The following is a 2,110-nucleotide window of genomic DNA, read 5'->3' as shown; positions in this document are numbered from 1 at the left end:
AAGATTTTTTTCAAATATCAGCTTTTATATCTTAAAAAAAATCCAAATGAATAATAAAAAAACGTTAAAGATTAATTGAGGGAGATATCTTCTGGCGCGTTGGCCCAAATAAGAAATTCGCCACCTAGATTTTGCATGATGGTCTTCCAAAGGTGTTGGTCGTTGGGAAGAGTGTAGTCTAGATTATAGATGTCAACGACGTTCCAATACTTTTTGGTGACTTCGTCTTCGAGTTGATTGGCTGCCCATCCTGAGTAACCAGAGAAGACTTTTACATCATTGGTAAATAATTTTTCTTCAACAAGGTCTGCAACAATAGATTGGGTATCCTCTGTCAAGTAAAAATCGTCATTAATAGGTAGATAGAAATCGTTAGAAGGTTTGCCTTTTACAATGTAAAATACTTTGTTGTTTTCCACAGGTCCTCCTTCATAGATTTCAATTGGGAAATCAAACATGTCCCCTAATTTGACGCTAACTTCCCGATTTTTTTTGTTCAGAATTAGACCAAAAGCACCATTCTCATTATGGTCGATAATCAGGATAACCGAACGAGAAAAAATATCTCCTGAAACATCAGGAGTGGAAATTAATATTTTACCTTTGTAGGAGTGATTCATGATTTCAAAAGTAATAAAAATTATATGGAAAATCTTCACGATAAAAGAAAAGTTTATGATAAATTTCAGCTCTTAGAAGGGCATATCAAAGAGAATCCTATAGAGTTGTTTAGGGATTGGTTTTTAGAAGCAGAAGAGCATCCGACTGTTGCTGAAGCCAATGCGATGTCGGTTTCTACTGTTGAGAAAGATGGGTGTCCTCGTACCCGAATGGTACTTTTGAAAGCTTATACTTGGGAAGGCTTTATCTTTTATACCAATTATGATAGTCGCAAGGGAAATGCTCTAAAAGAGAATAATAAAGCATGTCTGCATTTCTTTTGGCCAGCTTTGGAACGACAAATTATTATTAAAGCTGAATTAGAAAAAGTAGCAGAAAATTTGAGTGACGGATATTTCAGCTCGAGACCGAGAGGGAGTCAGTTGGGGGCGCTGGTTTCGGAACAGAGTAAGGTGATTCCTAATCGTGAGTTCTTGGAAGAAAAACTAGCAGCTTTGGAAGAAGAGTGGGAAGGTAAAGAAATTGTGAGACCAATTAATTGGGGAGGATATATTGCGAAGCCTTATGAAATTGAATTCTGGCAAGGTCGACCTAATCGACTTCATGACAGGATTCTTTATTCTCTTAATGAAGATTATTATTGGGAGATATCTCGATTAGCACCATAAAAAAAACCGCTGCAAAACTTGCAGCGGTTTTTCTATGATTCTAGAAAATTATTTTTTCTTAGCACCCATTACAGCGTCAGCTAATTCAGCTCCAGCTTTAAATTTAGCAACTTTTTTAGCAGCAATTTTAATTGGTTTTTTAGTTGCAGGGTTGATACCTTGTCTTGCAGCTCTTTCAGCAACAGAGAAAGTACCGAATCCAACTAAAGAAACTTTACCATCTTTTTTCTTAAGAGTAGTAGTAACGTTAGCCATGAAAGATTCTAATGCAGCTTTTGCAGCAACTTTAGTAATTCCAGCATCTTTTGCCATTGCATCAATTAATTCAGATTTGTTCATAATGTTAATTTATTAAGGTTAATATACTTATGATTAAAATTGTTCAAAAGCAAAGATAAAACATTTTTGAAATTGTGCAAGTGATTTTGGTAAAAAATATGAAAATTATATCGTTTAATCATAAATCGTTGGAATTTTGTTAAAATCAACTTTAACGTAATTACAAGTGTTCGGAGGGGTGTGATTTCAATCAAGTGACCATCAATTCGGATAAAACGAGTGTTTTAGTTAAATATTTTTTGAATTACGAATTCTGTAATTTGGTGTTTATTTTTATTTCTTTTCGTTTTATTGTTGATTATTATGTAATTATTTCTGTTTCTGTTTGAATTTTTTTGAAATGGTTTTAATGGTGGTTTCTTATTGATTCTCGCGTAGAGTAATAGGGTGTCGTTGGAAATAGTAGCTATTATTTTCTTGTCAAATTAGTGTTATTCAATAAATTAAAATTATTTATCGCATAGTTTTTTTATGAAGTTATA

Annotated in this window: 3 protein-coding genes; 1 reads left to right on the top strand and 2 read right to left on the bottom strand. The window is 33.4% G+C overall.

Annotation, left to right across the window (positions count from 1 at the left end):
* Nucleotides 1-71 precede the first annotated feature (71 nt).
* Entirely contained in the window at nucleotides 72-620 is a 549-nt protein-coding gene (locus AC4AGG_RS16185) for a YqgE/AlgH family protein (RefSeq protein WP_489773057.1), read from the bottom strand.
* A 24-nt stretch (nucleotides 621-644) separates the two neighbouring features.
* Between AC4AGG_RS16185 and pdxH the strand changes: the two genes are divergently transcribed.
* A complete protein-coding gene (pdxH, locus tag AC4AGG_RS16180; protein ID WP_489773056.1) occupies nucleotides 645-1,289 on the top strand; it encodes a pyridoxamine 5'-phosphate oxidase in 645 nt (214 codons plus the stop codon).
* Between the two features lie 48 nt (nucleotides 1,290-1,337).
* Here pdxH and AC4AGG_RS16175 read toward each other — a convergent pair whose 3' ends face one another.
* Nucleotides 1,338-1,628, bottom strand: a complete 291-nt coding sequence (locus AC4AGG_RS16175) for an HU family DNA-binding protein (RefSeq protein WP_489773055.1) — start codon at nucleotides 1,626-1,628, stop codon at nucleotides 1,338-1,340.
* Between the last annotated feature and the right edge of the window lie 482 nt (nucleotides 1,629-2,110).

The organism is Chryseobacterium sp. CG10_8 (genome assembly GCF_058117085.1).
Note: the sequence above shows the minus strand (reverse complement) of the source record. Positions and strands in the feature narration are given on the sequence as shown.

Coding starts and splice junctions, on each gene's coding strand:
- AC4AGG_RS16175 (WP_489773055.1), bottom strand. CDS start 1,628: ATGAACAAATCTGAATTAATTGATGCAATGGCAAAAGATGCTGGAATT.
- pdxH (WP_489773056.1), top strand. CDS start 645: ATGGAAAATCTTCACGATAAAAGAAAAGTTTATGATAAATTTCAGCTC.
- AC4AGG_RS16185 (WP_489773057.1), bottom strand. CDS start 620: ATGAATCACTCCTACAAAGGTAAAATATTAATTTCCACTCCTGATGTT.